We start from the raw sequence: 23530 nt of genomic DNA, 5'->3' as shown, positions 1-23530 counted from the left end.
TCCCACAGGGTTTTGTGGTGAACACACAATCCGAGAACACCTCAGATCAACTGTGGGAGCGAGGCTTGCCCGCGAAGACTTCGGTCCTGGCGCAGCAATTCTCAATCGATCGGCGTACCGACAAACACCTCAAGCCCCTCGGCATACGCCGTAAACGCGCTGATCCGCGGAAACTGCGCGGCCTCTACCTGATCCGGCACCACCAGGTTGGTAAAACTCCAGGCCACCGCCAGGGTAATCCCGTCCTGCGCAATCGAACCGTCGATCTTCAGCGGCTGTTTTTGCAGCTCCCGCTCCAGCGCCGAATATGCCGAAGCCAATTGCCCTTCGACCCGTTCCACCCAGGGCGCGTACTGAATCTCCGCCGGCCGCAGATTGCGTTCGTAGTAAAGCTGCACCGATTTTTCACATGCCGCCAACGCCAGACCGATCAGTCGCAGCGAGCGCAAGCGTTGCTCCAGATTGTTCGGTATCAGGCTTTTACCCGGCGCGGCCAAGGCCTCCAGGTAATCGATGATCAGCGTCGAGTCCATCAACACCTCGCCATCAGCCAGCACCAGGGTTGGGGCCTTCACCACCGGGTTGATCTGCTGGAACTGCTCGAAGTTCCTGAACACCGAAACCGATTCGTGCTCCAGCGGTATACCCAGGCATTTGGCGGAAATGGCGACGCGCCGCACATAGGGCGAATCCAGCATGCCGATCAGTTTCATTGAGCCTCTCCTTCAGACGGTCCTTGGGGGATGGACAACCTTAGCTGAGGTTCAGCGACCTGCAAACGGCATCAGGCTAATCCTCAAACCCCACTTGTTCGTGAATCTCATCAACCTTCAATTCCAGTCGATAAGCCACGGCGATAAACAGCGCCTGGCACAGGCACAAGGTCGCACTCAGCGAGCGGAAGGCAAACGAGCTGCCTTCGTTGACCAGCAGCACGGTGTTGGCGCGCTTGGCCAAAGGTGAAAGGTTGCTGTCGGTGATGATCAGGGTTTTCGCCTGATTGTGCTGGGCAATACGCAGGCAGTGCTGGGTTTCCTTGCCGTAGGGCGTGAAGCTGATGGCAATCACCAGGTCATTGGCGCGCACGCTGCGCATCTGCTCGCGGTAACTGCCGCCCAGACCCGACACCAGGTGGATGCGCTTGTTGGTGTGTTGCAGGTTGTAGACCAGGTAATCGGCCACCGCGAACGAGCGGCGCACCCCGACCACGTAGATGTTGTCGGCATTCACCACCAGGTCCACCGCTTTGTCGAAGGCCTGGTCATCGAGTTCCAGCCCCAACCGTTCGATACCCGACAGGGTGGCGTTGACGCACTCGCGCGCCAGATCGCCACCACTGGCCTTCTGCGACTTGTTGGCGATCATGCTGCGGATGCGTTGCTGGTAGTTCTGCACCGGCGTGGTTTTGTGGGTGTAGGCCTCTCGGAACAGCGCCTGCATTTCGCTGAAACCACTGAAGCCGAAACGCTGGGAAAACCGCACGATGGCCGACGGGTGCACTTCGCATTCGCGGGCGATGTCGCTGATGCGGTCGACCATGATCCGGTCGCTCTGCTGGCTCATGTAGCTGGCGATGCGTTTGAGCTGGCGCGGCAGGCTTTCGTATTCATCGGTGATCAGCTGCAACAAACGCTCGGCATTGATCGGAGGGCTGACGAGATCGCTGTCGGGCGTGCTCTCGGTCGTGGCCGGCTGATCGGTGCGGGACATAAGAAATCCTTCTGGCTTGTGCTTATAGAGATGACAGGCGGGTCATCCCCTGACAATAGGTTGGCTGTGCGCAGTCTACAGGGTAGGCCGGAATAAAATCTTGAGCTTGCGGCCGTCATCGGGTCTGCTGAAACGATGCACTGTGTCTGGAGCGCTTGTGTAAAAGTTTATTGGAAAAAATATTCCATGTAAAAAATATTTAGAATAATTATTGATTGTTCGGTCCCGGTCGTTTTAGTCTGCATCCACCAAGAGTGTTCGGCGCCGTCATCGCCCCGAACGCAGGCTGATAAAAATAACAGGAGCCAGCATGGGCCAGACTCGTTTTGCCAGTGGGCGTCAATTGGATCTGATTTGCCTGGGACGCCTGGGCGTCGACCTCTATGCGCAGCAAGTCGGGGCGCGGCTGGAGGATGTGAGCAGCTTCGCCAAATACCTCGGCGGTTCGTCCGCCAACATCGCCTTCGGCACCGCTCGGCTGGGTCTGAAGTCGGCGATGCTGAGCCGGGTAGGGGACGACCACATGGGGCGTTTCCTCGTTGAATCGCTGACCCGCGAGGGTTGCGACGTCAGCGGCATCAAGGTCGATCCGGAACGCCTGACCGCCATGGTCCTGCTGGGCCTCAAGGACCGCGAAACCTTTCCCCTGGTGTTCTACCGCGAAAATTGCGCCGACATGGCGTTGCGCGCCGAAGACATCAACGAAGCCTTCATTGCTTCCAGTAAAGCCTTGCTGATCACCGGCACCCATTTCTCCACCGACGGCGTCTACAAGGCGAGCATCCAGGCCCTGGACTATGCCGAGACGCACAACGTCAAACGGGTGCTGGACATCGACTATCGCCCGGTGCTCTGGGGCCTGGCCGGCAAGGCGGACGGCGAAACCCGGTTCGTCGCCGATCAGAACGTTAGCCAGCACGTACAGAAAATCCTCCCGCGTTTCGACCTGATCGTCGGCACTGAAGAAGAGTTTTTGATTGCCGGCGGTTCCGAGGATTTGCTCACTGCATTGCGCAACGTCCGGCAACTGAGCGCGGCGACGTTGGTGGTCAAGCTCGGCCCGCAAGGCTGCACGGTGATTCATGGGGTGATTCCGGCGCGTCTCGAAGACGGCGCGATCTATCCCGGTGTGCGCGTCGAAGTGCTCAATGTGCTGGGGGCCGGCGATGCCTTCATGTCGGGTTTCCTCAGCGGTTGGCTGGAGGATGCCAGCGACGAACGCTGCTGCCAGCTGGCCAATTCCTGCGGCGGTCTGGTGGTGTCGCGCCATGCCTGCGCCCCGGCGATGCCGACCCGCGCCGAACTCGACTATCTGTTCAACAGCCCGGTGCCGATCACCCGGCCGGATCAGGACGCCGTGTTGCAGCGTTTGCATCAGGTCAGCGTACCGCGCAAACAGTGGAAGCAGCTGTTCATCTTCGCCTTCGATCATCGCGGGCAATTGGTGGAACTGGCCCATAAGGGCGGTCGCGACCTGAGCAGCATTGGCGAACTCAAACAACTCTTTATCAAAGCCGTGGAGCGGGTCGAAGCGGACTTGCGTGAGCAGGGCGTCGAGGCTGATGTCGGCTTGTTGGCCGATCAACGCTTCGGTCAGGACTCGCTGAACGCCGCCACCGGTCGCGGCTGGTGGGTGGCGCGGCCGGTGGAAGTGCAGGGCTCGCGGCCATTGGCGTTCGAACACGGGCGCTCGATCGGCAGCAACCTGATCGCCTGGCCGCAAGAACAGATCATCAAATGCCTGGTGCAATTCCACCCCGACGACGAGCCGCTGCTGCGTCTGGAGCAGGAAGCGCAGATCAAGGGTTTGTATCAGGCCTCCCAGGTCAGCGGTCATGAGCTGCTGCTGGAGATCATTCCGCCCAAGGATCACCCGTCGACGCATCCGGACGTGCTGTATCGCGCGCTCAAACGCCTCTACAACCTGGGCATCTACCCGGCGTGGTGGAAGATCGAAGCGCAAAGCGCCGAGGAATGGCAACAACTCGATGAGCTGATTCAGGAGCGCGATCCGTATTGCCGTGGCGTGGTGCTGTTGGGCTTGAATGCACCGGCGGCGGCGTTGGCCGAAGGGTTTCAGCAGGCCAGCCAGAGCCAGACCTGCCGAGGTTTTGCCGTAGGCCGGACGATTTTCCAGGAACCGAGCCGCGCGTGGATGGCCGGTGAAATCGACGACGAAACGCTGATCCGCCAAGTGCAGGGCACGTTCGTCGAATTGATCGACGCCTGGCGCACGGCCCGGGCCTGACATCTATTGGAAATTGGAATGCTATCAAGTGTGGGAGCTGGCTTGCCTGCGATGGCATCACCTCGGTCTAGCTGAAAGAACGAGTCGTCTGCATCGCAGGCAAGCCAGCTCCCACAGAAAAACCGACCGCAGCGGTCTCAGGTTTATTTGAAAACAATAAAAGGTGCAGCCATGCCCGCTATCCGAATTGGCATCAACCCGATCTCCTGGAGCAACGACGACCTGCCTTCCCTCGGTGGCGAGACGCCGTTGAGTACCGCCCTCAGCGAAGGCAAGGAAATCGGCTACGAAGGTTTCGAACTCAACGGTAAATTCCCCAAGGATGCCAAAGGCGTTGGCGACGTGCTGCGGCCTTACGATCTGGCGCTGGTCTCCGGCTGGTATTCCAGCCGTCTGGCCCGCCGTTCCGTGGCTGAGGAAATCGACGCCATCGCCAGCCATGTCGAGCTGCTGGCGAAGAACGGCGCCAAGGAGCTGGTCTATGGCGAAGTCGCTGACTCGATTCAAGGCCAGCGCATTCCCTTGGTCGAGCGCCCGCGTTTTCACACCGAGCAGGCGTGGCAGGAATACGCCGACAAACTCACCGAACTGGCACGCTTCACCCTGTCCCAGGGCGTGCGCCTGGCGTATCACCACCACATGGGCGCCTATGTCGAATCCCCGGCCGACATCGACAAACTGATGGCGCTGACCGGGAGTGAAGTCGGCCTGCTGTTCGATTCGGGTCACTGCTACATGGGCGGCGGTGAACCCTTGCAGGTGCTGCGCAAACACATCGAACGCATCTGCCACGTGCATTTCAAGGACGTGCGCAAACCGGTGGTGCAACTGGCGCGCAACAACCTGTGGAGCTTCCCGGACTGCATCATCAACGGCACGTTCACCGTGCCCGGCGATGGCGACATCGACTTCGGCGCCTTGCTCGACGTCCTGCTGGGCGCCGATTACCACGGTTGGTTGGTGGTGGAGGCCGAGCAGGATCCAGCGGTGGCACCGAGTTATGTCTACGCCAAAAAAGGCTACGACACCTTGCGCGCACTGCTCAACGAGAGGACCGTGCGATGAGCCTGTTGGTCAAAAGCAATGCTCGCGGCCGGACCATGGTCGAGTTGGGGCAGGGTGAGCTGGAATACGTCGGTTTCGCCGCTTACCGCCTGAGCCTCGGCGAAACCCTGCCGGTCAGCGCCGGCGACAAGGAACTGTGCCTGGTGCTGCTCAGCGGCCGGGTCAGCATCAAAGGCGAAGCGCCGGGGCAGGGCGCGTTCGACTGGGACAACATCGGTGATCGCCAATCGGTGTTCGAAGACAAATCCCCGTTCGCCGCGTACTTGCCACCGGGCAGTCAGGCGCAAGTGGTCGCACTCAGCGACGTGCAGATCGCCGTTTGCTCTGCGCCTGGCTCCACTCTTGAAGCCAATAGCGAAAAGATCGCAGCCTTCGGCAGCTCCTACAGCCCACGGCTGATCAAGCCCGACAGCATGAAACGCAGCGTGCGCGGCAAGGGTGCCAACACCCGTTACGTCTGCGACATCCTGCCAGACACCGAGCTAGCCCATTCGCTGCTGGTGGTGGAAGTGCGCACACCGTCCGGGCACTCGTCGAGCTACCCGCCGCACAAGCACGACACCGACGATCTGCCGCATCAGAGCTTTCTCGAAGAAACCTATTACCACCAGATCAACCCGCCCCAAGGCTTCGTGTTCCAGCGGGTCTACACCGACGATCGCAGTATCGACCAGGCCATGGCCGTGGAAAACAGCGATCTGGTCGTCGTGCCCAAGGGTTATCACCCGGTCAGCGTGCCCTACGGCTACGAGTCGTATTACCTGAACGTGATGGCCGGCCCGAAACGCGTCTGGCAGTTCCATAACGATCCGCAGCACAGTTGGCTGCTTGATCTCTGAACTAAAAAGCCTGAATTCCCACATTCGAACGGAGAACAAGAACAATGAGTGACGCCCAGGTAATAGGCCATTACATCGACGGTCAGGTGCAAGACAGCGGCAGCGAGCGGTTCAGCAATGTCTTCAATCCGGCCACCGGCAGCGTTCAGGCGCGAGTCGGGCTGGCCGGCCAGAAAACCGTGGACGAAGCCGTCGCCTCAGCCCTGAAGGCGTTCCCGGCGTGGTCCGAGCAATCGTCCCTGCGCCGTTCGCGGGTGATGTTCAAGTTCAAGGAACTGCTTGACCGCCATCACAACGAACTAGCGGAAATCATCAGTCGCGAACACGGCAAGGTGTTCTCGGACGCCAAGGGCGAAGTGACGCGCGGCATCGAAATCGTCGAGTACGCTTGCGGTGCGCCGAACCTGCTGAAAACCGAGTTCAGCGACAACATCGGCGGCGGCATCGACAACTGGAACTTGCGTCAGCCTCTGGGTGTTTGCGCCGGAGTCACGCCGTTCAACTTTCCGGTGATGGTGCCGCTGTGGATGATTCCGATCGCGCTGGTCACCGGTAACTGCTTCATCCTCAAACCGTCCGAGCGCGACCCGTCGGCCAGTTTGCTGATGGCGAAATTATTGACCGAAGCCGGGTTGCCGGACGGTGTGTTCAACGTGGTTCAGGGTGACAAGACCGCGGTCGACGCCTTGCTGCAACACCCGGACATCGAGGCGATTTCCTTTGTCGGTTCGACGCCGATTGCCGAGTACATCCACCAGCAAGCGACTTCGCGCGGCAAACGCGTACAGGCGCTGGGCGGGGCGAAGAACCACATGATCGTCATGCCCGATGCCGATCTGGATCAAGCGGCAGATGCATTGATCGGCGCCGCTTACGGCTCGGCCGGTGAGCGCTGCATGGCGATTTCGATTGCCGTGGCGGTTGGTGATGTCGGCGACCAGTTGATTGCCAAACTGCTGCCGCGCATCGATCAACTGAAAGTCGGCAATGGCATGCAGGGCGACAGCGACATGGGGCCGCTGGTGACCGCCGAGCACAAAGCCAAGGTCGAGGGCTTTATCGGCGAAGGCGTGGCCCAGGGCGCGCAGCTGATTGTCGACGGGCGCAACTTCAAGGTGCCGGGCGCCGAGAACGGTTTCTTCGTCGGCGCGACGCTGTTCGATAACGTCACGACCGAGATGAGCATCTACCAGCAAGAGATCTTCGGCCCGGTGCTGGGCATCGTGCGCGTGCCGGATTTCGCCAGCGCCGTGGCGCTGATCAACGCCCATGAGTTCGGCAACGGCGTGTCGTGTTTCACCAGCGACGGCGGCATCGCCCGCTCGTTTGCCCGCAACATCAAGGTCGGCATGGTTGGCATCAACGTACCGATCCCGGTACCGATGGCCTGGCATTCGTTTGGCGGCTGGAAGCGCTCGTTGTTCGGTGATCATCACGCGTACGGCGAAGAAGGCATCCGCTTCTACAGCCGCTATAAAAGCGTGATGCAGCGCTGGCCCGACAGCATCGCCAAGGGCCCTGAATTCAGCATGCCGACAGCCAAATAATTCACTTGTGCGGAGAACAACAAAAAATGAGCAAACCCCTGCGTTTCGCCCTGAACCGTATGGTCGCCCCACGTTTGTCCCTGCCCGCGTTCATCGAGTTGGCGGTGACGCTCAAGGCCGACGCCATCGAGATCCGCAACGACCTCAAGGGCGTCGAGATCGAGGACGGTACCGCGCCCGAACACGTGCGTGAGTTGTGCGCGGCCAAAGGCATCACCGTGCTGTCGATCAACGCGCTGTATCCGTTCGATGTCTGGAATGACGAGCGCCGTGCACACGCCCTGAAGCTCGCCGCTTATGCCCGTGATTGCGGCGCGCAGGGTTTGGTGATGTGCCCGTTGAACGACCGCGCCGATCCACGAACCGAAGCGCAGCGTGCTTCCGGGCTGCGCACGGCGTTGAGTGAACTGGCGCCGATTCTGCGTGATCACGGCATCCTCGGTTTCATCGAGCCGCTGGGTTTCGAAGAATGCTCGCTGCGGCGCAAACGCACCGCGGTCGATGCAATCAAGGCCATCGGTGGGCTGGATGTGTTCCGTCTGGTGCATGACACCTTTCACCATCACCTGGCCAGCGAACATGAGTTCTTTCCCGAGCTGACCGGGCTGGTGCACATCTCCGGCGTCGAAGATACCGAGGCACCGCTGGCGACCATCCGCGACGGCCACCGGGTGCTGGTGGGCGAGGGCGACATCCTCGGCAACGCGGCGCAAATCGAAACCTTGCTCGCTACCGGCTACAGCGGCTACCTGTCGTTCGAACCGTTCGCCGACAGCGTCCATGGCCTGGCGGATATCCAGACGGCGATTGGCGCGAGCATGGATCACCTGCAGAAATCCCAAGGTTAATGGAGAACCCTGTGGGAGCGGGCTTGCCCGCGATGGCGGCAGCACATTCAACATTGATGTGTCAGGTAGATCGCTATCGCGGGCAAGCCCGCTCCCACAGTGATCGCATTCCACAGCACACACCGGATTTAGCTTCAAAGGAAGGTGCAAGCATGACCACAACAAGACTGACCATGGCCCAGGCCCTGGTGAAATTCCTCGATAACCAGTACATCGAGGTCGATGGGGTTCAGAGCAAATTCGTCGCCGGGATCTTTACCATTTTCGGCCACGGCAATGTGCTGGGTCTGGGGCAAGCCTTGGAACAGGACAGCGGCGACCTGATCGTCCATCAGGGGCGCAATGAGCAAGGCATGGCCCACGCCGCCATTGGTTTTGCCAAACAACACCTGCGGCGCAAGATCTACGCCTGTTCTTCATCGGTGGGCCCGGGTGCGGCGAACATGCTGACCGCTGCCGCGACGGCCACCGCCAACCGTATTCCCTTGCTGCTGTTGCCCGGCGACGTTTATGCCTGCCGCCAACCGGACCCGGTGCTGCAACAGATCGAGCAATTCCACGACCTGAGCATCAGTACCAACGATGCGTTCAAGGCCGTGAGTAAATATTGGGACCGGATCAACCGTCCCGAGCAACTGATGACCGCGGCGATCCACGCCATGCGCGTGCTCACCGACCCCGCCGAAACCGGCGCGGTGACCCTGGCCTTGCCGCAAGACGTACAGGCCGAGGCTTACGACTACCCTGATTATTTCCTGCAAAAACGCGTGCACCGCATCGAGCGCCGTCCGGCCACCGAAGCGATGCTCGGTGATGCACTGGCGCTGTTCAAAGGCAAGCGCAAGCCACTGATCATCTGCGGTGGTGGGGTCAAATACTCGGGCGCCAATGCCGCGTTGCAGGCGTTCGCCGAGCGCTTCGATATTCCCTTCGCCGAAACACAGGCCGGCAAAAGTGCGGTGGTGTCCAGCCATCCGCTGAACGTCGGCGGGATCGGCGAAACCGGCTGCCTGGCGGCGAACCTGTTGGCCAAGGATGCTGATTTGATCATTGGTGTGGGCACGCGCTACAGCGATTTCACCACCGCGTCGAAATCCTTGTTCAAACACCCGGACGTGCATTTTCTCAACCTCAATATCAGCCCCTGCGACGCGCTGAAGCTCGACGGCGTGCAGCTGCTGGCGGACGCCAAAACCGGTTTGCAGGCATTGGCCGAAGCGCTGGGCGATTACCGCTCGGGCTGGGGCGATCAACCCCGTCAGGCCAAGGCGCAGCTGGATGAGGAAGTGGATCGCATCTATCAGGTTGAGTATCAGACCGAGGATTTCGTCCCGGAAATCAACGACCACCTGGACCCGGCGGTGCTGCGCGAATTCATCGAGCTGACCGGTTCCTGCCTGACCCAGAGCCGGGTGCTCGGCGTGCTCAATGAAACCCTGGCCGATGACGCCGTGATCGTCGCCGCCGCCGGCAGTTTGCCCGGTGACTTGCAGCGCAGCTGGCGCAGCAAGGGCGTGAATACTTACCACGTCGAGTACGGTTATTCCTGCATGGGTTACGAGGTGAACGCCGCACTGGGCGTGAAGCTCGCCGAGCCTGAGCGCGAGGTCTACGCACTGGTGGGCGACGGCTCCTACATGATGCTGCACTCGGAACTGGCGACCTCGATCCAGGAGCGACGCAAGATCAACGTGGTGCTGCTGGACAACATGACCTTCGGCTGCATCAACAACCTGCAAATGGAACACGGCATGGACAGTTTCGGCACCGAGTTCCGTTTCCGTAATCCGCAAACCGGCAAGCTCGATGGCGGCTTCGTGCCGGTGGATTTCGCCATGAGCGCGGCGGCTTACGGCTGCAAGACTTACAAAGTGAACACCGTTGAAGCGTTGCAAGCTGCGTTGGCGGATGCGCGGTTGCAGACGGTGTCGACGCTGATCGATATCAAGGTCCTGCCCAAAACCATGATTCACAAATACCTGTCGTGGTGGCGGGTCGGCGTGGCGCAAGTCTCCACCAGCGCCCGCACCGATACGGTGGCCAAGACCCTCAATGAGCGACTGGCCAAGGCCCGTCAATACTGATTGCCCTGAACGAACCCACAGGAGTGTTTATATGTCTTTGCTTTCCAATTCGTTGCGGATCGGCGTTATCGGCACCGGGGCCATCGGCCAGGATCATATCCGTCGTTGCAGCCAGACTTTGCTCAATAGCCAGGTTGTCGCGGTCACCGACATCAATTTGCAGCAAGCGGCCAAGGTCGTTTCCGATCTGAAACTGACTGCCGAGGTCTATCCCGACGGTCATGCGCTGATCAAGGCGCCGGAAGTCGAAGCGATCCTCGTGACCTCATGGGGTCCGAGCCACGAAGAGTTCGTGCTGGCGGCGATTGCCGCCGGCAAACCGGTGTTCTGCGAAAAGCCACTGGCGGTCACCGCCGAAGGCTGCCTCAAGATCGTCGAGGCCGAAGTGGCCCACGGTAAACGGCTGGTGCAGGTCGGTTTCATGCGTCCGTACGATGAAGGGTATCGGGCGTTGAAAGCAGTGATCGACAGCGGCCAGATCGGCGAGCCGTTGATGCTTCACTGCGCCCACCGCAACCCGACCGTGGGTGGGAACTACAAGACCGACATGGCGATCACCGACACGCTGATCCATGAACTGGACGTGTTGCGCTGGTTGCTCGACGACGATTATGTGTCGGTGCAAGTGGTGTTCCCGCGCAAGACCAGCAAAGCCCACGCCCATTTGAAAGACCCGCAGATCGTGCTGCTGGAAACCGCCAAGGGCACGCGCATCGATGTGGAAGTGTTCGTCAATTGCCAATACGGCTACGACATCCAGTGCGAAGTGGTAGGGGAGACCGGCATCGCCAAACTGCCGGAGCCGTCGCAGGTTCAATTGCGCAGTGGGGCGAAACTGTCCAATGCGATTCTGATGGATTGGAAGGACCGTTTCATCGCCGCGTATGACGTCGAGTTGCAGGCGTTTATCGATGGCGTACGGGCCGGGCAGGTCGGTGGGCCGTCGGCGTGGGATGGTTACGCGGCAGCGGTGGCGGCTGATGCGTGCATCGACGCGCAGAACAGCGGGCAGATCGTCAAAGTCGGCCTGCCAGACCGCCCCCGTTTCTACGGCTAACAAAACCTGATCTTTGCTGACACTCATCGATCATGTAGGAGCTGCCGCAGGCTGCGATCTTTTGACTTCGCTTTTTAGAATCAAGATCAAAAGATCGCAGCCTTCGGCAGCTCCTACAGGGGACGGCGTCGATTCTGGTTAAGGAGAACAAAAAAACATGCGCATCGCACTAGACCCCTACATGTACCGCAACCTGTCCCTGGGCAAGATGGTCGACAAGGTTGCCGAGCTCGGTTACGAACACATCGAGCTGTCGCCCCGGGAAGATTTCCTGCCGTTCTATAAAGCCCCACGGGTCGACAAGGCGCGGATCAAGGAATTTCGCAAAGCCTTGAGCGACACCGGGGTCAAACTCTCTTCCTTATTACCGATGTACCACTGGGCCGCCGCCGATGAAGGTTTGCGTGTGGCTGCCGTGCGAAACTGGAGGCGCGCGATCCAGATTGCCGTAGAGATGGACTGCGAACTGGTCAACACCGAGTTCACCGGCCAGTCGGACAACCCGCTGGTGTGCGAAAACCAGTTCATGCGCTCCATGGACGAGTTGATTCCCGAGTTCGAACGCGAAGGCATCAAGCTCGATATCCAGGCCCACCCTTATGATTTCTGCGAGCGCAATAACGAGTCGGTGGACATCATCCGCGGCCTGGACCGTGACTGGATCAACTACCTCTACGCCGCGCCGCACACGTTTTTCTATGACGACGGTGTCGGTGATATCGCCTCGATGCTCAAGTACGCCGGCTCAAAGCTGAGCCACCTGATCATCGCCGACACCTACAACCACAAGGCCTCCTCGGGCTTGCGCTACATCGTCAACCCGCCGGGCGTCACCGCCACCGTGCACCAGCATCTGGACATCGGCCAGGGCGAAGTCGACTGGGAAGCGTTTTTCGGCACATTGCGCGAGATCAAGTTCGATGGCATTGCCACCGTCTCGGTATTCGCCTGGGAAGACCGGCCGGATGAGTCCAACTGCATGATGCTCGAACGCGTCAAAAGCGAACTCTGCCGCTGACCGACCTACACAAAACCTGTGGGAGCGGGCTTGCCCGCGATGACGGCGGCACATTCAACATCTCAGTGATTGTCAGACCGCTATCGCGGGCAAGCCCGCTCCCACAGGGGCCGCGTTCTATAAGGAGATTACTTTCATGCGTATCGGACTTGTCGGTTACGGCCATGGCGGCCGGTTTTTCCATGCACCGCTGATCAGCAGTTTGCCGGCGGCGACCTTCGTGGGCGTGGTCACCCGTTCTGCCGAGCGCCGGCAGCTGCTGGCGGCGGAACATCCCGGTGTGCCGGCCTTCGACAGCATCGGCCAAATGGTCGAAGCCGGGGTCGATGTGCTGGTGATCTCCACGCCGCTCAAAGGTCGCCCGGCGCTGGTGCTCGACGCCATCGAACACGAGGTGGCGGTGGTCAGCGACAAGCCGTTCGCTGCTGATGCGCAACAGGCGCAAACCCTGATCACCATGGCCGAGCGCCAAGGCGTGCAACTGAGCGTCTACCAGAACCGGCGCTGGGACTCGGACTTTCTCACCGTGCGCAAACTCATCGAGTCCGGTGCGCTGGGCCAGGTCACCCGTTTTGAATCGCGGATCGAGCGCTATTCGCCGCAGTCGGTGAACAACGGCAGCGGCGGCGGTTTCCTGCGCGATCTGGGCAGCCATCTGGTGGATCAGGCGCTGCTCTTGTTCGGTCCCGTCACCCGGGTTTACGCCGAACTGGATTACCTCGAAAAAGGCCAGCCCTTCGACAACGGCTTCTTTATGTCCCTGACCCATGCCAACGGAGTGATCTCGCACCTGGGTGGCAGTTGCCTGCAAAACACCCCCGGCCCGCGCTTTCGCGTGACCGGCACCCAGGGCTGCTACAGCGTCGACGGTCTGGATGGGCAGGAGGCGTCGACCCTCGCCGGGCTTACGCCGAAATCCGAAGGCGAGCGTTGGGGCGTCGAAGAGCACCGGCGCTGGGGCTGGTTCGAGCAGGGCGAGGTGCGTGAACGGGTTCCCTCCGAGCGTGGCTGCTGGAATCAGTTCTATTTGCAGCTACAAACCGCGTTACAGAGCGGTGGCCCACTGCCGGTCGACGCCCGTGATGCACTGGCGACCACCCGCGTGCTAGACGCTGCGCGGCTAAGTTTCGAGCGGCATCAAGTGGTGGCACTGAGCCCGTTCGAGAGCCATGGAATAAAATCAGAATAAAATTCTAAAATGAGTTGATATAGAAATTATTTTCCAATAAAGTCGTTTCCAGGTTGCCGACTATCAACGTCCGATCACGCTCAAGCAGGCCTTGAACGAGTGAAGGACGCACCAAAAACAAGAAACAAAAGCCAGGTACCGTCGATGAAAACCTTCAACTCTGCTCTGCATGCTTTACGTTCCGCGCTACACCTCTCTCGCGACCTGCCTCGCGTCTCGTTTCATTCCTTTTTCCGCTTGCTCTGCATCGAACGCAAAGGCGCCCTGGTCTGTTGCATTCCCGGAGCGCCGATTGTCCGCTTGCCCACTCACTGAAATCGTCACGCCTTATCCATAAAACCAACAAGAATGTGGAGAAAGACTTTTCATGAAGACCAAGATCCGTTTCGCCTCACTGGCCTTGTCCCTGATGTTCGCCAGCGGCGCCGCACTCGCTGACATGAAGATTGGCGTCAGCATGTCGCAGTTCGATGACACCTGGCTGACCTACCTGCGTGAATCCATGGACACCAAGGCCAAGTCCTATCCCGATGGCGTCAAGCTGCAGTTCGAAGACGCCCGCAGCGACGTGGTCAGGCAGCTGAGCCAGGTAGAAAGCTTCATCAGTCAGAAGGTCGACGCCATTGTGGTCAACCCGGTGGATACCGCCGCCACCAAAAAAATCACTGAAGCAGCAGTCAAGGCCGGTATTCCGCTGGTGTACGTCAATCGTCGTCCCGATGACCTGAACCTGCCCAAAGGCGTGGTCACTGTCGCCTCCAACGATCTGGAGGCCGGCCAGATGCAGATGCAGTACCTGGCCGAAAAAATGGGCGGCAAGGGCGACATCGTGATTCTGCTTGGTGATTTGGCCAACAACTCCACCACCAACCGCACCAAGGGCGTAAAAGAGGTGCTGACCAAGTACCCGAACATCAAGATCGAGCAAGAACAGTCCGGCATCTGGTCGCGGGACAAGGGCATGACCCTGGTCAACGACTGGCTGACCCAGGGCCGCAAATTCGACGCGGTCGTCTCTAACAACGACGAGATGGCGATTGGCGCGGCAATGGCCCTGCAACAGGCTGGCGTCGCCAAAGGCAGTGTTCTGATCGCCGGTGTCGACGGTACGCCCGACGGTTTGAACGCGGTGAAGAAGGGCTCTCTGCTGGTCTCGGTGTTCCAGGATGCCAAGGGGCAGGCGGACGGATCGATCGACACGGCGGTGAAAATGGCCAAGAACGAACCGGTCGAGTCGGCCGTGTGGGTGCCGTATCGCTTGATCACGCTGCAAAACGTCGACACCTTTAAATAGCCCGTCCGTTCGATAACAACAATAAGCACGCAAGGTTGCGCCGCGACCTTGCTGATGGAGGACCTGATCATGTTCGCTTCAGCGACTGCTTCGAGCACCCCGTTAGTGGGTATCCAGCCAACCGCAACACCTGTCGATGAGCCGTACCTGCTGGAGATCATCAACGTCAGCAAGGGTTTTCCCGGTGTGGTGGCCTTGTCCGACGTGCAGCTTCGGGTGCGTCCCGGTTCCGTGTTGGCGCTGATGGGCGAGAACGGCGCCGGCAAATCCACCCTGATGAAAATCATTGCCGGCATCTACCAGCCGGACGCCGGCGAGTTGCGCCTGCGGGGCAAACCGGTGGTCTTCGAAACACCGCTGGCTGCGCTCCAGGCCGGGATCGCAATGATCCATCAGGAACTCAACCTGATGCCGCACATGAGCATCGCCGAGAACATCTGGATCGGCCGCGAGCAGCTCAATGGCCTGCACATGATCGATCACCGCGAAATGCACCGTTGCACCGCCAAACTGCTGGAGCGTCTGCGGATCAACCTCGACCCGGAAGAGTTGGTGGGCAACCTGAGCATCGCCGAACGGCAGATGGTCGAGATCGCCAAGGCGGTGTCCTATGACTCCGATGTCCTGATCATGGATGAGCCGACCTCGGCCATCACCGATAAGGAAGTCGCTCATCTGTTCTCGATCATTGCCGACCTCAAGAGCCAGGGCAAAGGCATCATCTACATCACTCACAAAATGAACGAAGTGTTCAGCATTGCCGATGAGGTGGCGGTGTTCCGTGACGGTGCCTACATCGGCCTGCAGCGGGCCGACAGCATGGACGGTGACAGCCTGATTTCAATGATGGTCGGCCGCGAGCTGAGCCAGTTGTTCCCGGTGCGCGAGAAACCGATCGGCGATCTGTTGCTGTCGGTACGCGACCTCAAGCTGGATGGCATTTTCAAAGACGTCTCCTTCGACCTGCATGCCGGCGAGATCCTTGGCATCGCCGGGTTGATGGGCTCGGGGCGGACCAACGTCGCCGAAGCGATTTTTGGCATCACCCCAAGCGACGGCGGTGAAATCCGCCTCGATGGCGAGGTGGTGCGCATCAGCGATCCGCACATGGCGATCGAGAAGGGCTTCGCGCTGTTGACCGAAGATCGCAAGCTCAGCGGCCTGTTCCCGTGCCTGTCGGTGCTGGAGAACATGGAAATGGCAGTCTTGCCCCATTACGTCGGCAACGGCTTCATCCAGCAGAAAGCCCTGCGGGCGTTGTGTGAAGACATGTGCAAGAAGCTGCGGGTGAAAACGCCGTCGCTGGAGCAATGCATCGACACGCTGTCCGGCGGTAATCAGCAGAAGGCCTTGCTGGCGCGCTGGCTGATGACCAATCCACGCATCCTGATTCTCGACGAGCCGACCCGGGGTATCGATGTCGGCGCCAAGGCCGAGATCTACCGGCTTATTTCCTACCTCGCCAGTGAAGGCATGGCGGTGATCATGATTTCCTCGGAGCTGCCGGAAGTGCTGGGCATGAGCGACCGGGTCATGGTCATGCACGAGGGCGATCTGATGGGCACCCTCGACCGCAGCGAAGCGACCCAGGAACGGGTGATGCAACTGGCCTCGGGCATGTCCCAGTGTCATTAAATCAAGGGTGAACACAGTCCTGTGGCTCGTCACACGGATTTCATTTGAAGGGTGAGTGGTTATGAACGCGATACTGGAAAACAAGCCTGCAGTGGCACCGGTCAAGAGTCGCCGGCGCTTTCCAACCGAGTTGAGTATCTTCCTGGTGCTGATCGGCATCGGCCTGGTCTTCGAAATGTTCGGCTGGATCGTGCGGGACCAGAGCTTCCTGATGAACTCTCAGCGCCTGGTGCTGATGATCCTGCAAGTGTCGATCATCGGTCTGCTGGCGATCGGCGTGACCCAGGTCATCATCACCACCGGTATCGACCTGTCCTCCGGTTCGGTGCTGGCACTGTCGGCGATGATCGCCGCCAGCCTGGCGCAGACCTCGGATTTTGCCCGGGCGGTGTTTCCGTCCCTGACTGACTTGCCGGTGTGGATTCCAGTGATCGTCGGGCTTGGGGTGGGATTGCTGGCGGGGGCGATCAACGGCAGCATCATTGCGATTACCGGGATTCCGCCGTTCATTGCCACCCTCGGCATGATGGTCTCGGCCCGTGGCCTGGCGCGCTACTACACCGAAGGTCAGCCGGTGAGCATGCTCTCGGATTCCTACACGGCCATCGGACACGGCGCGATGCCGGTGATCATCTTTCTGGTGGTGGCGGTGATCTTTCACATCGCCCTGCGCTACACCAAGTACGGCAAATACACCTACGCCATCGGCGGCAACATGCAGGCTGCGCGCACCTCCGGGATCAACGTCAAGCGGCATCTGGTGATCGTCTACAGCATCGCCGGGTTGCTTGCGGGCCTGGCCGGGGTGGTGGCGTCGGCGCGGGCCGCGACCGGGCAGGCCGGGATGGGCATGTCTTATGAACTGGACGCGATTGCCGCGGCGGTCATCGGCGGCACCAGCCTGGCCGGTGGCGTCGGGCGGATCACCGGCACCGTGATCGGCGCGTTGATCCTCGGGGTCATGGCCAGCGGCTTTACCTTTGTCGGCGTTGATGCTTATATTCAAGACATCATCAAGGGGCTGATTATTGTGGTGGCGGTGGTCATCGACCAGTACCGCAACAAGCGCAAACTCAAGCGCTGAAGCCGGAAGAAACACGAAAATGCGCCACGCCTGACCCGCGTGGCGCAGCCGTTTGTCTTCTATATACAGCCGCTCGACTGAATTTCTTGCTATAAACGCACTCCGATAAGCGGCTCAAAGCCTGCCGTAGCGCACTTTCAGGGCTTTGTCCGACAGATTTGCTGTCTTTTCAGTTGCTGAGGCCTCAAGTCGGCCTTAGACTGCCGCCCCTCGTAAATTGAGTGCCGGGTGGCGCTTGGAATAAACGGCGCCTTTCCAATGACCGCTTCAGGTTCAACGGATCGCTCCCTAATTCGCCTTAATGCACGTTTTTTTATAGAGATATCAATGACAAAGGACAAGTTGCTGGCCATGCCGGCGGATGACTACATGAATGCCGAGCAGCATGCTTTTTTCTCCGAGCTGTTGCAGAACATGAAAGTCGAAACCCATGAGCGCATCGAGCAGAATCGCATCGCCATCGAGAGCCTGGACACCCCGGCCGATCCGGCTGACGCGGCTTCCGTCGAAGAAGAGCGCACCTGGCTGGTGAACGCCATCGATCGCGACCAGCGCATGCTGCCTCAGTTGGAACAGGCCCTGGAACGCATCAAGGAAGACAGCTTTGGCTGGTGCGACGACAGCGGCGAGGCCATCGGCCTGAAACGCCTGCTGATCAGCCCGACCACCAAGTACTGCATCGAAGCTCAAGAGCGTCACGAACAGATCGACAAGCACCAGCGTCAGGCCTGATTCAGTAGCGCCCCCATCGCGGGCAAGCCCGCTCCCACAGGTTCAACACGGACCTTGTGGGAGCGGGCTTGCCCGCGATGCTTTTCGACGTCTGTGAAAACACCCGCGCACTTCTATTGATCTGCTTCAACCCCCCACTACTAATGGACCATAGATAATGGCTTTGTAGTGGCGTTTAATGCGATCACAACAATTAGAAGACGCGTGGGGTGACGAAGATGACGAGGGACGGATCTCTGGTTGAGGCAATGCCTGCACCAGTACTTTTGCCGAAAAACCTTTGGCTGACGCCGACCCTGCAAAGCATCGCCCTGATGCTATTGCTGTGCGGCATGGCATTGGCTGGCTGGTCGCTTTACCTTGGCCTGCCATTGGCCGTGCTGATTATCTGGCTGCCGCGCCTGCGCTCGCGCACTCTCCCTGAGGCGAACGCTGCGGACAGCACCAGCGCCATCGCTGGATTGACTCGCGATCTCTCCTACACCACCAGCCATAACGCCTTGTCGGCCGCCGGCGTGGCCTATTCGGTCAAGCAACTGGCGGACAAACTGCAATCGCAGCTCAACGCCGCGGCGCAGATCGTCAGCAGCGCCGAAGTGATGATCGCCACCGAACACGCTACATCGAAACTCAGTCGGGAAGCCTTGGGCGCGGCCAGTGAAGCTCATCAGAGCAGCGCGGCCGGGCGTACGGAACTGGTCGAGTCCATTGCGCGCATGCATCAACTCAGTCAGCGCGCCAGCAGCAGCCGCGAGCTGATCGAAGCCCTGAGTTTGCGCAGCGACGATATCCAGCGGGTCACACTGGTAATCCAGTCCATCGCCAGCCAGACCAATTTGTTGGCGTTGAACGCGGCCATTGAAGCGGCGCGGGCCGGCGAGCACGGTCGCGGCTTTGCGGTGGTGGCCGATGAGGTGCGGGGGCTGGCCGCGCGCACGGCGACGGCGACCGGTGAAGTCGGGGAGATGGTCGCCGACATTCAGCAACGCACCGCGCAAGTGGTGGAGCAGATTCGTCAACTGGCCAGCGATCTCAATACCGGCGTCGCGCAAGTCGAGCACACCGGACAGCACCTGGAAAACATCGCGCGCCTGGCCGCCGGCGTCGAAAGACAGGTCGGGGAAATCGCTCAGGGCGCAGACACCAACCGCGAACAGCTCGACAGTCTGTTCCACGCCATCGAACAGATGCGCAGCGATCTGGCGATCAGCGACCAGCAGACTCAGCGGCTCGCCCAGGCAGCGGTGCAAATGGAAGGGCAGGCCGAAACCATCAGCGAACGCCTGGCCGCAGTTGGACTGGATGACTATCACCAGCGGATTTACGACCTGGCCCGCGAAGGCGCGAGTCAAATTGCGGCACGCTTCGAAGCAGATATCGATCAGGGTCGAATCAGTCTAGATGACTTGTTTGATCGCAATTACCAGGCGATCCCCAACACCAGCCCGGCCAAATACCAGACCCGCTTCGACCGCTACACCGATCAGGTATTGCCGGCGATTCAGGAACCGTTGCTGCCGCGCCATGAAGGCCTGGTGTTCGCCATCGCCTGCACACAGCAGGGTTATGTGCCGACTCACAACACCGTGTTCAGCCAGCCGCTGACCGGTGATGTGCAGGTCGATACCCTGCAAAACCGCACCAAACGCAAATTCGCCGACCGCACCGGGATCCGCTGTGGCAGCCATCAACAGGCCGTGCTGTTGCAGACTTACACCCGCGACACCGGTGAACTGATGCACGACCTGTCGGTGCCGATCATGCTCAAGGGCCGGCATTGGGGTGGTTTGCGCCTGGGTTATAAACCAGAACGTCCTCGCTGAGAGGAAGCGTGCAGGGCTGCCTGGTTGGCGCAATTGAGCGCCGAAATGCCCGACAGCCTGCATTGAACCCTTGGCTAGTGGATCTGGTGCATGCGCAGGTTCAGGTCGTCGACCACGTGCGCCCAATCGGCGTCTTCACGCAGTTGTTCCTTGAGGAAGCCGGCTTGTTGCGGGGTCCAGAACTCGGCGTCGATGAGTTTCTTGTCATCGGCCAAGGGGGAATGACGGGCAATGAAATCGTCGATGGCCTTCTCGCTGGAGTCCAGGCCGAGCTGGTCGAACAAGCCTTTCAAATCATGTGTGGGTGAATCCATCTTCATCTCCTTGCAGATAATCCGTCGCGTCGAGTGCGAGATCCGAGGTGCGGCTTCATTGCATCTGAGAGGCATTTGAGAGAACCGCGCTTCAGGAGTTCGATAGCGAATTTCAAAAGCAGGAATGAGCATAGACTGCAAATCCGATGATCAGGCTTTCAATGCCCCTTCATCGACGGCAAGCTTCAGGGCTTTAGCGGCTTCCTGGGCGGCGACGGCCGCGACATCGGCGGTCTTGAACCAGCGATCCTTTTCGACCTGGTGATACGTCACAGCGGTCAACGGCGGTTTGGCGCGCATGATAATGACGGCCTGGAATTCGCCTTCGACCTCTCTGGCTTCGCCCCGGATAAAAAATTCACCGATATCAAATTCCGTCACGTAGCAGTCTTCCCTTGGAAATAGTTGTTGTATTGAACGCCGTCCGCCCTGTGGACGGGTTTCATTGGTCGGGCAGTATGGCAGTAGTTGCCTGCCGGCGGCTGAGTTAAGTCGCCGGCATGACGAAACGTCTATGGAAATGAATGGTCAGCTGCGTGCCTCGAGTGAGCGGGCAAGGGCGCAGGCTTCGTTATGATTGCCGCGGAAACCTCTTACACGTCCGGTGGATATTTCCTTGATGTGGAAAAAGGCGTTGCCGGCCAATACCACCTGAAAGCGCGGGAGTAGACGCTCTTCAGGCATGAAGTCCTGCGGCGGAAGTCCCATCGAATGCAGAAGAGGCGAGCCGTTTGTGTACCGCGTGTGAGGCTGGGCAAAGTGAGTCAGTGTGCACATATGAAGTCCTTTTCGTGGTTTTACCGACGTGTGTACGTTGTTATGGGTAGTCTCGGTGAGCATCGCTGCTCTAGAATCGCCATCAATGGTTGGCGATTGATGCCCATCTAAAGCAATTTTTTACTGGCGATATGTCGGAAAAGTGCTTTTTTTAAAGAGATTTTTCCCTAAAGTTGGTAATCCGGTTTTATCTGGCCGTCAGAAGGGCGTTTTCCTTCAACATCTGACGACCGCCAGGCAAGACGACGTGAGGGATGTTCCAGTAATCTTCTCAAACCTCGCGATGAATGGGCCCTCTGCCCGTTCCAGGATTCGACCCGGGTCATTTGGCTACACCTCGGCATTGCCGCTTTTTTCTGCTGTGCGCGTTTCCGGCGTACGGCGTCATTTTCAGATGTGGGGATGTTTCCTTGGCAGTAAGTAATCTCGATATGCATGCTTTGTTCGTACTGGGTGATTTGCGCGCAAAGCTGGTTAAACAGTTTCAGTCACGTTTCGTCTACATCACCGAACAGAACGCTGAAGGCATTTACATTGCCGAACTCGACACCGAGTCAGCGCTGGTGGTGGATGACAAGCCAGGGCTTAAGCTCAAGGTCGGCGATCATTTCAGCGCTTCCGTGTTGCCTAGTCGCGAAGGCGGCAAGCTGGACATCAAGTTCCGTGAAATCAAGCTGACGGTGTACGGGCTGGGGGATTACGCGTTCGTGACCACCGCAGACGGCCACGGCATTGTGTTCAAGGAAGGTCATAGCGTGGTGATGGTGTTCGCAGCCCATCAACAATTGCAGGAAGGCCTGACCAAAACCCTGAAAGCCGTGACTGCCAAGGCCGCCAAGTGGCGCAAGGGCGAACTGGTGACCTTCAAGGCCAGCGAGTAATGACCCTGACCCGCGCCGATTTCCACGAACAGAACCAGGCCAGTGCCCACGCCGAGGCGCAGCGACTGTTGGCTCAAAAGGCCGTTCTACAGGGAACCTGGCTGAGTTGGGTGGCGTCACAGATCTACCTGTTGCGTCCGGCGGCGTACGCCAGCATGGTCAGAAGAGAGCTTGCTCGCTTGCAGGAACCTTGCGAAAAGTAATCCTCGCCCCTCGAAAGCAGGAACCTCAACTACAGTCAGATGACTGAGTATTCAGAGGCTTGCGGTCTTCTTTGTCAGGCCATCCTGCTATTGCTGTGAACAGCACGAGGTGCAAAAGCATGAAGGGATTTCGACGGTTACTGGCCACTACCCTGGCCACGTTCAGTTTATTGGCTTCACCCGTCCCGGTGTTCGCTGCCCAGGCGCCGATCCATTTCGCCGACCTGAACTGGGAAAGTGGCAGCCTGATCACCGATATCCTGCGGATCATCGTCGAGAAGGGCTATGGCTTGCCGACCGACACCTTGCCGGGGACGACCATTACCCTGGAGACCGCACTGGCCAACAATGACATTCAGGTCATTGGCGAAGAATGGGCCGGTCGCAGTCCGGTCTGGGTCAAGGCTGAAGCCGAGGGCAAAGTCGCGGCCTTGGGCGATACGGTCAAGGGTGCCACCGAGGGCTGGTGGGTGCCGGAGTATGTGATCAAGGGCGACCCGGCCAAGGGCATCAAGCCGATGGCGCCGGATCTGCGCAGTATCAGTGATCTGCCACGCTACAAAGACGTGTTCAAAGACCCGGAAACCCCGGGCAAGGGACGCTTCCTCAACAGCCCGATCGGCTGGACATCGGAAGTGGTCAACAAGCAGAAGCTCAAGGCGTATGGGCTGGACGACAGCTACGTGAACTTTCGCAGTGGTTCAGGGGCGGCGCTGGACGCAGAGATCAGTTCGTCGATTCGTCGCGGCAAGCCGGTCCTGTTCTATTATTGGTCCCCAACGCCGTTGCTCGGCCGTTTCAAGCTGATTCAACTGCAAGAGCCGCCGTTCGATGCCGAAGCCTGGAAAACCCTGACCGACGCTGACAACCCCAATCCGAAACCGACTCGCTCGCTGCCCTCGAAGCTGTCCATCGGCGTGTCCACGCCATTTCAGAAACAGTACCCGCAGATTGCCGAGTTCTTCAGCAAGGTCGATTTGCCGATCGAAGCATTGAACAAGGCCTTGGCTGACATGAGCGAAAAACACACCCCGCCACGGCAAGCGGCGGAGGCGTTCATGAAGGCGCACCCGGACGTGTGGCAGGCCTGGGTGCCCAAGGATGTGGCAGACAAAGTCTCTGCGGCCCTGAAATAAAACCGATTTATGTACACCCGGGAATGCTCGGGTGTACATAAATCCC

General features: G+C 59.4%; 22 protein-coding genes. 17 read left to right on the top strand and 5 right to left on the bottom strand.

The window, feature by feature from the left end; all coding sequences use genetic code 11:
* Window positions 1–101: 101 nt before the first annotated feature.
* Both TU81_RS25015 and TU81_RS25010 read right to left on the bottom strand, forming a co-directional pair.
* Window positions 102–713, bottom strand: a complete 612-nt coding sequence (locus TU81_RS25015; protein ID WP_048397071.1) for a glutathione S-transferase — start codon at window positions 711–713, stop codon at window positions 102–104.
* A gap of 76 nt (window positions 714–789) precedes the next feature.
* On the bottom strand, window positions 790–1710 hold the full coding sequence (locus TU81_RS25010; RefSeq protein ID WP_038982618.1) for a MurR/RpiR family transcriptional regulator: 921 nt from the start codon (window positions 1708–1710) through the stop codon (window positions 790–792).
* A gap of 310 nt (window positions 1711–2020) precedes the next feature.
* Here TU81_RS25010 and TU81_RS25005 point away from each other — a divergent pair, with 310 nt between their 5' ends.
* The 14 genes from TU81_RS25005 (at window position 2021) to TU81_RS24940 (ending at window position 20173) form a co-directional block, all read left to right on the top strand.
* Complete coding sequence (locus TU81_RS25005) at window positions 2021–3958, top strand: bifunctional 5-dehydro-2-deoxygluconokinase/5-dehydro-2-deoxyphosphogluconate aldolase (protein WP_048397069.1); 1938 nt, start codon at window positions 2021–2023, stop codon at window positions 3956–3958.
* Between the two features lie 171 nt (window positions 3959–4129).
* On the top strand, window positions 4130–5023 hold the full coding sequence (gene iolE / locus TU81_RS25000; RefSeq protein WP_048397068.1) for a myo-inosose-2 dehydratase: 894 nt from the start codon (window positions 4130–4132) through the stop codon (window positions 5021–5023).
* Window positions 5020–5862 (top strand): 5-deoxy-glucuronate isomerase, encoded by an 843-nt coding sequence (iolB, locus tag TU81_RS24995; protein WP_048397065.1) that lies wholly within the window; start codon window positions 5020–5022, stop codon window positions 5860–5862. Before iolE ends, iolB begins: the two co-directional genes overlap by 4 nt.
* A 44-nt stretch (window positions 5863–5906) precedes the next feature.
* A complete protein-coding gene (locus TU81_RS24990; RefSeq protein ID WP_038982614.1) occupies window positions 5907–7409 on the top strand; it encodes a CoA-acylating methylmalonate-semialdehyde dehydrogenase in 1503 nt (500 codons plus the stop codon).
* A gap of 26 nt (window positions 7410–7435) precedes the next feature.
* Window positions 7436–8257, top strand: coding sequence for a TIM barrel protein (locus TU81_RS24985; protein ID WP_048397063.1), 822 nt, complete (start codon window positions 7436–7438; stop codon window positions 8255–8257).
* Window positions 8258–8409: 152 nt separating this feature from the next.
* Window positions 8410–10341, top strand: a complete 1932-nt coding sequence (gene iolD / locus TU81_RS24980; protein ID WP_048397061.1) for a 3D-(3,5/4)-trihydroxycyclohexane-1,2-dione acylhydrolase (decyclizing) — start codon at window positions 8410–8412, stop codon at window positions 10339–10341.
* 31 nt (window positions 10342–10372) lie between these two features.
* Entirely contained in the window at window positions 10373–11398 is a 1026-nt protein-coding gene (locus TU81_RS24975) for a Gfo/Idh/MocA family protein (protein ID WP_048397059.1), read from the top strand.
* 157 nt (window positions 11399–11555) lie between these two features.
* The gene (locus tag TU81_RS24970) at window positions 11556–12416 is read left to right on the top strand and encodes a sugar phosphate isomerase/epimerase family protein (protein ID WP_048397057.1); all 861 of its coding nucleotides are present in this window, start codon (window positions 11556–11558) and stop codon (window positions 12414–12416) included.
* A 136-nt stretch (window positions 12417–12552) separates the two neighbouring features.
* Entirely contained in the window at window positions 12553–13605 is a 1053-nt protein-coding gene (locus TU81_RS24965; RefSeq protein WP_048397054.1) for a Gfo/Idh/MocA family protein, read from the top strand.
* Window positions 13606–13972: 367 nt separating this feature from the next.
* Complete coding sequence (locus TU81_RS24960) at window positions 13973–14899, top strand: sugar ABC transporter substrate-binding protein (RefSeq protein WP_048397052.1); 927 nt, start codon at window positions 13973–13975, stop codon at window positions 14897–14899.
* Window positions 14900–14968: 69 nt separating this feature from the next.
* Entirely contained in the window at window positions 14969–16534 is a 1566-nt protein-coding gene (locus TU81_RS24955) for a sugar ABC transporter ATP-binding protein (RefSeq protein ID WP_048397049.1), read from the top strand.
* A 61-nt stretch (window positions 16535–16595) separates the two neighbouring features.
* A complete protein-coding gene (locus TU81_RS24950) occupies window positions 16596–17618 on the top strand; it encodes an ABC transporter permease (RefSeq protein WP_008012126.1) in 1023 nt (340 codons plus the stop codon).
* A 327-nt stretch (window positions 17619–17945) separates the two neighbouring features.
* Window positions 17946–18350, top strand: coding sequence for a TraR/DksA family transcriptional regulator (locus TU81_RS24945; protein WP_007907888.1), 405 nt, complete (start codon window positions 17946–17948; stop codon window positions 18348–18350).
* A 218-nt stretch (window positions 18351–18568) separates the two neighbouring features.
* Window positions 18569–20173 carry a methyl-accepting chemotaxis protein gene (locus TU81_RS24940; protein WP_048397047.1) on the top strand — a complete coding sequence of 535 codons (1605 nt, stop codon included), beginning with the start codon at window positions 18569–18571 and terminating at the stop codon, window positions 20171–20173.
* A 74-nt stretch (window positions 20174–20247) separates the two neighbouring features.
* On the opposite strand, the gene TU81_RS24935 is transcribed toward TU81_RS24940, so the two are convergent.
* From TU81_RS24935 to TU81_RS30855, 3 genes are all read right to left on the bottom strand, one after another.
* On the bottom strand, window positions 20248–20487 hold the full coding sequence (locus TU81_RS24935; protein ID WP_007907886.1) for a DUF2789 domain-containing protein: 240 nt from the start codon (window positions 20485–20487) through the stop codon (window positions 20248–20250).
* Window positions 20488–20637: 150 nt separating this feature from the next.
* Complete coding sequence (locus tag TU81_RS24930) at window positions 20638–20868, bottom strand: hypothetical protein (RefSeq protein WP_007907881.1); 231 nt, start codon at window positions 20866–20868, stop codon at window positions 20638–20640.
* Between the two features lie 147 nt (window positions 20869–21015).
* On the bottom strand, window positions 21016–21264 hold the full coding sequence (locus TU81_RS30855; protein ID WP_048397045.1) for a hypothetical protein: 249 nt from the start codon (window positions 21262–21264) through the stop codon (window positions 21016–21018).
* Window positions 21265–21674: 410 nt separating this feature from the next.
* Here TU81_RS30855 and TU81_RS24920 point away from each other — a divergent pair, with 410 nt between their 5' ends.
* The 3 genes from TU81_RS24920 to TU81_RS24910 all read left to right on the top strand — a co-directional run bounded on the left by TU81_RS24920 (window position 21675) and on the right by TU81_RS24910 (window position 23484).
* A complete protein-coding gene (locus TU81_RS24920; protein ID WP_007907879.1) occupies window positions 21675–22145 on the top strand; it encodes a hypothetical protein in 471 nt (156 codons plus the stop codon).
* A complete protein-coding gene (locus tag TU81_RS24915) occupies window positions 22145–22348 on the top strand; it encodes a hypothetical protein (RefSeq protein ID WP_038982606.1) in 204 nt (67 codons plus the stop codon). The genes TU81_RS24920 and TU81_RS24915 overlap by 1 nt, the downstream gene beginning before the upstream one ends.
* 119 nt (window positions 22349–22467) lie before the next feature.
* A complete protein-coding gene (locus TU81_RS24910; RefSeq protein ID WP_038982605.1) occupies window positions 22468–23484 on the top strand; it encodes an ABC transporter substrate-binding protein in 1017 nt (338 codons plus the stop codon).
* Window positions 23485–23530: the final 46 nt, after the last annotated feature.

Origin of the sequence: Pseudomonas lini (assembly GCF_001042905.1) — a bacterium.
In the GTDB taxonomy this organism is placed as follows: domain Bacteria; phylum Pseudomonadota; class Gammaproteobacteria; order Pseudomonadales; family Pseudomonadaceae; genus Aquipseudomonas; species Aquipseudomonas lini.
The sequence above is the reverse complement of the archived record's forward strand: the minus strand, read 5'-3'. Positions and strand labels throughout refer to the sequence as shown.